The sequence below is a fragment of the Psychrobacillus sp. NPDC093180 genome (assembly GCF_044754065.1).
Classification (GTDB): domain Bacteria; phylum Bacillota; class Bacilli; order Bacillales_A; family Planococcaceae; genus Psychrobacillus.
The window spans coordinates 237030-245981 of the sequence record NZ_JBIVOJ010000009.1 but is presented as its reverse complement, the minus strand read 5'-3'; the positions used below and the strand labels follow the sequence as shown (position 1 = coordinate 245981).

Sequence of the window (8952 nt, the reverse complement as noted above, 5' to 3'; positions counted from 1 at the left end):
TTCCCATACCGAACACGGAAGTTAAGCTCTTTTGCGCCGATGGTAGTTGGGGGTTTCCCCCTGTGAGAGTAGGACGTCGCTGGGCAAATATAAAAGTCGTTACCGATTTATTCGGTAACGACTTTTTTGTGCTTAATAAAACTCTATACATGTAGATAACTTAGTACAAGTAATATACGTAATGTCATTTTTAAAATTGAACTTAGTATAGAGATAATAGGTCTTAAAGCTTGCCGAAATTGCCGTACTTGACTTCTGCTAGGAGCGGATACCAAAGATATACGAGCGCAAGGCGTTTGTTTAGCAGCAAATATCAAAGAATTATAAGCGCATGAGATATCTATATGATTTTCGCGGACTGTCGCGAAAATCTCAGTGTACACTTCTTTCCCCTTTTGTTACTTGCTATTAGACAAATTAAGTATTAAGATGTGCATGTTGTCGTGCATTTTTAGGTTAGACATTATATAGATATAAGAGGGGGCCCCAGTATGGTTGTAATATTGGCAGTAGATGACGATATACATACATTAGAGTTAATATCCATTTTTTTATCGAACACTGGATATAGAGTTGTGAAAGCCAGAAATGGAAAAGAAGGGTTAGCTTTAATCGAAAAAGAAATGCCAGACCTTGCAATAGTGGACGTGATGATGCCAGAGATGGATGGTTTGACTTTAACTAAAATTATTCGAGAGCAGTATGACTTTCCTGTTCTATTACTAACAGCAAAAGGCGGCTTAGAAGATAAAGAAAAAGGATATTTAGCAGGATCAGATGATTATTTAGTAAAACCATTTGAACCGAAAGAATTATTATTTCGTATCCGTGCAATATTAAGAAGATACGATAAAACAAGTGATGCAAATATACAAGTAGGAAATATGTTGATCAATAGAAAGAGCTTCGAGGTGCAAATAGGAGAAGAATTACTAGTTTTACCTTTAAAGGAATTTGAATTGCTGTCAAAGCTTGCTTCAAAACCAAACCAAGTATTCACTCGTGATCAATTAATCGAAGCTGTTTGGGGAATCGACTTTGAAGGGGAAGAACAAACATTAAGTGTACATATCAAACGGATACGGGAACGTTTAGCTAAAACTCAAACTGACGTGCAGATTAAGACGGTTCGGGGGATTGGATATAAATTAGAAGGAATGCATACATGAAAACTTTATATAGTAAATTTGTTTGGATGACACTTCTTATTATGTTTGCCAGTGGGACAATTGGTTTTATGATTGTAAATACATTTTATCATCAAAATTTAAAAGAGAAAAATGATGAAAAAAACGTAGAAGTAGCTAGTTCCATGGTAGAGTACATCGAATCGTCTGATTTAGACGGCATAACGCCACTTCTACAGATGATGGGAGATGCGGGGTATCAAATATACATCGTAGATGAAGAAGGCGTAGAGCAGTTCTATGGTGGTGATTTCAGAGTTCGTGAAATACCTGATGCCATAGTGAATAGTGTTTTAGATGGTGAGATATATCACGGGATGCGTGAGTTTCCGAAAGAGACGTTTATAACGGGATACTTTTCAAACGAGTTAACTAATACGGTCGGAGTTCCATTCACATATGATCAGAAAAAGTATGCATTTTTTCAAAGGCCCAATATAAAATTTCTATTTAATGAAATCCATTTACTATTAGGCGGTCTTGCTGGTGCAATGATTATCATTAGTATTATTGCTATGTTGATCGTTGCTAAGCGGATGATTGATCCTCTTACAAAACTTACGGTTGCCACGAATAAGATTGCAAATGAAGACTTCCAAGTGCCTATTCTAGTAAATCAACGAGATGAAATTGGTCAATTGGCAGATAGCTTCAGAAATATGGTAAAGCAATTGGAAGCCAGTGATCGCTATAAAAAAGAGTTTATTGCTAGAGTATCGCATGATTTTCAAACACCACTATTAAATATACAAGGATATGCAGCTTTACTTGAAAATGAAGAGCTAAATGGAGATTACGCAGAAATCATTCGAAAAGAGGCTATGCGTTTATCGGGCTTAATGAAGCAGTTATTATTGCTCACTTCCTTCGATCAAGCAAATACTAGAGTGAAGAAAGAGCCATTTCAATTGGATGAGCAGCTAAAACAAGTTATCTTGAAATTTAGATGGTTGCTAGATGAAAAAAGTATTTCAATCCAATTGCATTTGAAAAAAGTAGAGGTAGTTGGCGATAGAGAGATGTTGGAGTACGCTTGGGAAAACCTTATTTCTAATGCAGTCAAATACAATTATTCCCCGGGAGAAATACAAATTTCGATGAACGAAAATTCGGAATATTTAGAAGTCATCATACAGGACACTGGTATTGGAAACAAAGATACAGATTATGGGCAATGGACAGAACGATTTTATCGCGAGGACGAGGCAAGGTCAACACAAGTAGAGGGAAGCGGGTTAGGTCTTGCTATTGTAAAGGAAGTTATACAATCGCATCATGGCACGCTTGCATTTGAAAATGTGGAACCCCATGGAACAAAGGTCAGTATCCAACTAAAGAAGATGTAATCATCTGTTCATCTTCTGTTCACTTTCGAAATGTATAGTTACCCCTGTAAGGAAATCTTAAAGGGGGTAGCGAAATGAAAAACAAGCGTACTTGGCTTATAACATTAACGAGTTGGTTAGTGATCGTAGGATTACTTTCTTTTCTTGCACCATCAAGTAAAGAAGTTGCAAGTACATCCAAAAATGCAGGTCTACCAGAAACAGCTTTATCCATTCAAGCTGATAAAATAGTAAAAGAAAATTTCTCTAGTAGTGAGGGAATACCTCTTCTAATAGTTTTTGAAAAAGACAAGGCGGCTACAGATGAGGAAATCCAAAGTATTCTCACGTTAATGGAGAAGAATTACCCAGGTATACCACAGTTTTCAAAAATACCTTTGGAACATCGTGCTTCGTTTGTCTCGGAGGATAAAAAAACATTTTTTATTCCGCTAGTTTTAGAAGGGCAATTAGAGAGTAAAGAGATACATGAGCAAGTGAAAGAGATTAAAAAGAATGTATCTAACATTATCCCGGCTGGTTTTAGTAATTATTACACGGGGCCTGCTGGTATAGCAAGTGATACAATCGAGCTGTTTTCACAGGCTGATATCGTTTTGCTTTTAGCAACAGTAGCGATTATATTTATCCTTTTAATTGTTATTTATCGTTCATTCATCCTTGCAATCATTCCACTGATTGTAGCTGGAATTGTTTACGGAGTAGTGGATAGATTAATTGGTCTTACTGGTAAGTTTACATCCATTACAATTGAAAACCAGGCGTTATCAATTATGATGATTTTATTGTTTGCGGTCATTACCGATTATTCACTTTTGTTATATGCGAGATATAAAGAAGAGCAAGATATGAAGGTAGCATTATCTAAAACTAAGGAAACTATTCTATTTAGTGGTGGTACTATTTTAGCAGGAGTAGTAATACTTGCGTTTGCGATATATGAACCGTATCGTAATTTTGCTCCAGTATTTGCTATTGCAGTAATCATCATGCTAATCGCGGGGCTTACTTTATTGCCAGCGTTGTTTGCACTTGTGAAAACACCGAAAAAGAAAGAAAAAATAACGAAGCTTTGGGCAAATGCGGGAAATGTAAGCACAAAAAAACCATGGAAAGTTGCAATACCCATTCTCCTTCTACTTGGTATTGGCACATGGCATGCAACAACAATCGTCTATTCATATGATTTGTTGGCATCTTTCCCAGAAGAACTATCTTCCAGAGAAGGTTTTACAAAGCTAGGAGAAGCATTTTCAGAAGGGGAAATAGCACCAACGACCATTTTAGTAAAATCAAAAGACGATAAAGTAACAACGGGTATTCAAGAGAAGTTAGAAGAGAGACCACTTATAAGCCAAGTGCGGCGATCGACTTCAGAAAGCGATAAGTATACGCAGTTTTCCATCATATTAAATGCAAATCCTTATAGCAAGGAAGCTTTGAATGAAGTGGAAACGATTAGAAATGAACTGAAAGATCAACATGTTTTAGTAAGTGGAGAAACAGTGAAACAAGTAGATATCCGCGATATTAATAATAGAGATAGATTACTCGTAATGGGCTTAATGACGGTACTCATTGGATTAATGCTTGCATTACAAACTAGATCGATTCGGGCATCGTTGTTGATGATGTTTTCTATTTTGTTATCATTCGGAGCCGCTTTAGGATTCTCTACTTGGATTTTTGATGTGTTTTTTGAGTATAAGTCCTTTAGTTATCGAATACCACTGTATACGTTTGTATTCTTAGTAGCATTAGGGGTAGATTACTCCATCATGTTAATGAGTAGGTTGAAAGAAGAGCGAAAACAATATGGCGAACTAGAAGCAATTGCGAAGGCGGTTGAAAAAACAGGCAGTGTTATCTCGTCGGCAGGTTTAATACTTGCGGCTACATTTGCTGTTTTAGTATCACAGCCAGTCATGGAGCTTAAATTATTTGGTTTTGCTGTCGCAGTAGGTGTGCTATTAGATACGTTTATCGTTCGACCATTATTATTACCAGCCTTATTAACGATTACAAAGAGGGGGAAATGAAGATGCAAGAAAGATGGAGTTTACGATTAATACGTGCAGGGGCACTATTTGGGTTACTAGGGGCCTATCTAGGTTCTCATATGGCAGGGGCAGGATCTTATGCGTTACGTCCAATTCATGCACATATTTTACTAGTAGGATGGTTATCGTTATTTGTATATGGTTTGTTTTATAAATTGTATAAGATTAAATCTCCTAAGCTAGTAGCTGTTCATAGTTGGGCTGCTATTATTGGAGCGGTTGGATTGACATTAGGAATGTATTTACAGTTTATACAGCCATTTAATGTGAATGAGGCAGTTGCATTAATCGCGTATATTGTAGGTGGAACTATCTTATTAATTAGCTTTGCCATATTTGTATTGGTGACTTTTAAAGTAGAAAAAGGTAGAAGTGCGGTTTAATCTGCGCTTCTTTTTTATTTTAATCTTAATGGAATTCCCCAAGCTTTACTCTCTATCTCACTATTGTTATACTATATGTATAACAATAGCGGAGGGGTTTGTATGAGGAAATTTGCCGTTGTTTTTTCTTTAGTAGCAATGGTCTTTTTGTTACTTACTGCATGTAGTAAGGAAAAAGAGGAGGGGTCAGAGATAGAGTCGCTAGAAAATATAAAAGGTGTATGGGACGGTTCAATTAATATTCCCAATCAACCACTACCAATCACAGTAGAATTCGAAGAGGACAAAGGGATGATTAGTATTCCAGTACAAGGTCTAAACGATTATCCATTAACAAATGTAACATTAAATGAGTCAGATATATTATTTGATATGAATATCCAAGGTCAAAAGTTAACGTTTGATGGTAAAGTTGAACAAGAAAAGATTACCGGAACCTTTACACAGCAAGGGCAGACTTTTCCTTTTGAACTGACGAAGGGAAGTAAAGAAGAGGAAGTAGAAGAAGATCGTTTAGTGGAAGTGCAGGTAGAGGGTGGAATGATGTCTGGCCAACTAGAAATTCCTGAAGGGCAGGGACCTTTCCCTCTTATGGTCATTATTGCTGGTTCTGGTCCAACCGATCGTAACGGAAACTCCATTGCATTGCCAGGGAAAAATAATAGCTTAAAAATGCTTGCGGAAGATTTAGCGAAAGAAGGCGTGGCAACTATTCGCTACGATAAGCGTGGAGTTGGGAAAAATGCGAGTTTAGCGGGCAAGGAAGAAGATTTGCGATTCAATCATTATATTGATGATGCTGCCGCATGGATTCATCTTGCAAAAGAAGATGCTCGCTTTTCCAAGATAGGAATAATTGGTCATAGTGAAGGTTCTTTAATTGGAATGGTAGCTAGCCAAATTGCAGATGCGGATGTGTTCATTTCCATTGCTGGTGCTGGAAGACCTATTGATGAGGTACTTCTAGAACAACTCCAAGTACAGCTTCCAGCAAACCTATTGCAAGAATCCACTGAAACTCTGGAAAAGTTAAAACAAGGTGAGCAAGTGAAAACAGTGAGTCCGGAATTACAAAGTGTATTCCGTCCATCGGTTCAACCCTATATGATATCTTGGTTACAGTATGACCCTACCGAACAGCTACAAAAGTTAAACAAACCTATACTGCTAGTGAACGGAACATTAGATATTCAAGTGCCGGTAAAGGATGCAGAGCTATTACACGAAGCAAAGAAAGGCTCTGATTTGCTCATTGTTGATAAAATGAATCATGTATTGAAAGAAGCACCTGCAGATCGAGAAGGCAATATCGCTACTTATTCCAATCCAGATCTCCCGTTAGCAAAAGGTTTAATAGACGGTATAGTCAAGTTTTTACAGGTACATGTAAAATAAATGATGATTTCAATCAAAAACGCTGAACTTATAGGATTTCAGCGTTTTTGTTATAGGGGGAAATGGAATGAGAGAAAAGTGGGTCCGGCTAGATGGAGGGTTTCATAACGATATTTTTTATCTAGAGGAAGAAGAAAAAGTAGTAAGGATATCCAATGAAAGAAAAACGAAGGAAATGATTTTACAGGAAATTGAATGGGTGAATTTCCTTTCCGAACATGGAGTTGTCGTTTCCAAGCCAGAAATGAATTTAGAAGTGGAAGACGGACAGATAAGGACATATTTCGAATTTATTAAGGGCGATAGGATCGATGTGACAAATGGATTCCATTGGAATGAAAAAGTATTTGAACAATGGGGAAAGTCTTTAGGAAGGATGCATGTTCTGTCAAAAAGATTTAAAGTAGAAGAAATGCAACGTCCTGTTTGGACAGTTGAAAATACGGATGTATTTGGTATAAGAGAAAATTTATCCTCTTGGTTAAGAAATGGTTACGACGAGTTGATGGAAAGCTTACGCGAGTTTGATAGCACAGAAAATGTATTTGGTCTGATTCATAATGATTTTCATCAAGGAAATTTAATTATGACAAAGGATGGTATTGTTACGACGATTGACTTTGATGACTGTGCATTCAATTGGTATGCACAAGATATAGCGGTTGCCTTCTATCATGCATATTGGCAGCATAGCTCTTTCAACGGAAAGGCAAAAGCTTTTTCCAAGACATATATGAACCATTTTTTTAGAGGTTATCAAGCAGAAAATTTGCTTCATAAGGACGTTGTAACTCAAATTCCTATATTCCTGAAACTGAGAGAGATCTATTTATACCAACTATTTATGCAGAGATGGGACAAGAACAATTTAGAGGAATGGCAAAGCTATACTTTGCTAGATTTGGAAGAAAAGATTAGAAACAAGACACCGTATGCAGGTATTAGTGATTTTTCTATCTATGTGTAATAAGTTAAACAAAAAGAGTCTAGTTGAATTAGACTCTTTTTTGCCTATATAACTTATGAAGCAGTTTGCCGTTTTTTGTTTTTCAATGTGGTAGCAAGTGTCGGAATAGACATACCAACTAAAATAACGATAATTCCTAGCACTTGTAGCCATGACAATGCTTCGCTTAAAACAAGTACTGAAACAATGACCGCTACTGGCAACTCCATTGCACTTAATATAGAGGATACTGCTCCTCCGACTTTTGGAACAGCAATTACGAATAAGTAAATGGGAACGATAATGCCGAGTAGTCCAAGAGCTAGTCCGTAAAATAGTAGGGATTCGGTAAATAATTTCCCGTTCCACATAATTTCAGGGCTTTGGAAAATAGCAATCATCACAGCCGCGATAAACGAAACAAATAGCAGACGAGTCGTTGTGTTCATCCCTTCTACTTGCTTCGTGTTGACGTTCATATTTAAAGAGAACGAAACTGCAGCTGCAAATCCGTACACCCAACCTCTCCAGTCAATGCCACTTAAATCGACATCGAGAACACCAGCAGCTAAAATCGTTCCGACAAATAAAATAATAAGCGAAATAACTTCAGGTCTCGTCGGCAACCTTCTTCTGATAATACAATCGATTAGCGTGCCAATCCATGTAAATTGAAATAGCATAACGACTGCCAGGGAAGCAGGCAAGTAAATTAGCGCTTGTCCATAAACGATACCTGTCAAACCAGTAAAGATACCTGCTAGTAATATAATTTTACCTCCACCATATAAACGTGGCAGCTTTCGTTGTGTTACAAGATAAATAATTAAAGCTAAAAGAAAACCTACAATATATTGACTCGCAACGGCTTCAGAGGCTGTATAGCCATCTCCAATTGCAAGTTTCACCATTGTTGACAAAGTCCCATATGAGCTGGCCGCAAAAACGACCATCAGTGGGTAAATCCATGATTTCATAAAATTTCTCCTTTAATCGGGTCTTACTGTTTTTACCATATGATAAAAAGGTTCACCGATAATTGTCCAAGGACATACATTATCAAAACTCAGTCGATTATACAAGCTAATCGCGGCATATTTTTCTGTTTCTACATTTAAAGATAGTTTGCCGCCACCAAAGCTTTTTACTAATTGCTCGGCATGATTTAAAAGCTTTGTACCAATACCTTGACCGCGATAAGTAGGGTTCACTACAACCGTATCTACATACCATTCCCCAGGTAATGTTTCGGGGTCTATTTTAACTGCAGCTCCCTTTTTATTAGAAAGATATTCTTCCAAATTTGCATCGAGAGTAGTAGCCTGCTCAGCTGAATAAAACACGAGCACGCCAGCAACTAATCCTTCCATTTCTGCAACATACGTATATAAATAAGAATGTCGATTATCTGTACGAGTAAACAAATGCTCAAATTCTTGAATAACTTTTGCTTCCTCTGTCTCCCCCGTAAGTTGCATAGCAATGTCTCCAATAGCTTCCATAATTAGCGGAACAGCTTCCGGAGCATCTTCTTTACGTGCTTTTCGAATAGAAATGTTCATTGTTCATCCACCTTCCCAATGAAATATTATAACAGAACAAAAGCAGAAGCGCCTATGATAGAGGAAATGAAGA

8 protein-coding genes and 1 rRNA gene are annotated in these 8952 nt (G+C 37.2%); 7 read left to right on the top strand and 2 right to left on the bottom strand.

Features of this window, described 5'->3' with window-relative positions:
• From rrf to ACIP9W_RS15385, 7 genes are all read left to right on the top strand, one after another.
• Nucleotides 1-85 (top strand): 5S ribosomal RNA (gene rrf / locus ACIP9W_RS15415); the annotation flags it as partial.
• A gap of 406 nt (nucleotides 86-491) precedes the next feature.
• A complete protein-coding gene (locus ACIP9W_RS15410) occupies nucleotides 492-1169 on the top strand; it encodes a response regulator transcription factor (protein WP_282242702.1) in 678 nt (225 codons plus the stop codon).
• Nucleotides 1166-2533, top strand: coding sequence for a HAMP domain-containing sensor histidine kinase (locus tag ACIP9W_RS15405; protein WP_400791076.1), 1368 nt, complete (start codon nucleotides 1166-1168; stop codon nucleotides 2531-2533). The genes ACIP9W_RS15410 and ACIP9W_RS15405 overlap by 4 nt, the downstream gene beginning before the upstream one ends.
• Nucleotides 2534-2607: 74 nt before the next feature.
• Complete coding sequence (locus tag ACIP9W_RS15400; RefSeq protein WP_400791074.1) at nucleotides 2608-4572, top strand: MMPL family transporter; 1965 nt, start codon at nucleotides 2608-2610, stop codon at nucleotides 4570-4572.
• Nucleotides 4573-4574: 2 nt separating this feature from the next.
• Nucleotides 4575-4976 (top strand): hypothetical protein, encoded by a 402-nt coding sequence (locus tag ACIP9W_RS15395; protein ID WP_400791071.1) that lies wholly within the window; start codon nucleotides 4575-4577, stop codon nucleotides 4974-4976.
• A 102-nt stretch (nucleotides 4977-5078) separates the two neighbouring features.
• Nucleotides 5079-6371: an alpha/beta hydrolase family protein gene (locus ACIP9W_RS15390; protein WP_400791069.1), complete on the top strand. Its 1293-nt coding sequence runs from the start codon at nucleotides 5079-5081 to the stop codon at nucleotides 6369-6371.
• 67 nt (nucleotides 6372-6438) lie between these two features.
• Nucleotides 6439-7338 (top strand): phosphotransferase enzyme family protein, encoded by a 900-nt coding sequence (locus ACIP9W_RS15385; RefSeq protein ID WP_400791066.1) that lies wholly within the window; start codon nucleotides 6439-6441, stop codon nucleotides 7336-7338.
• Nucleotides 7339-7391: 53 nt separating this feature from the next.
• Here ACIP9W_RS15385 and ACIP9W_RS15380 read toward each other — a convergent pair whose 3' ends face one another.
• Both ACIP9W_RS15380 and ACIP9W_RS15375 read right to left on the bottom strand, forming a co-directional pair.
• A complete protein-coding gene (locus ACIP9W_RS15380) occupies nucleotides 7392-8294 on the bottom strand; it encodes an EamA family transporter (RefSeq protein WP_400791063.1) in 903 nt (300 codons plus the stop codon).
• Between the two features lie 12 nt (nucleotides 8295-8306).
• On the bottom strand, nucleotides 8307-8879 hold the full coding sequence (locus ACIP9W_RS15375; RefSeq protein ID WP_400791060.1) for a GNAT family N-acetyltransferase: 573 nt from the start codon (nucleotides 8877-8879) through the stop codon (nucleotides 8307-8309).
• Nucleotides 8880-8952 lie beyond the last annotated feature (73 nt).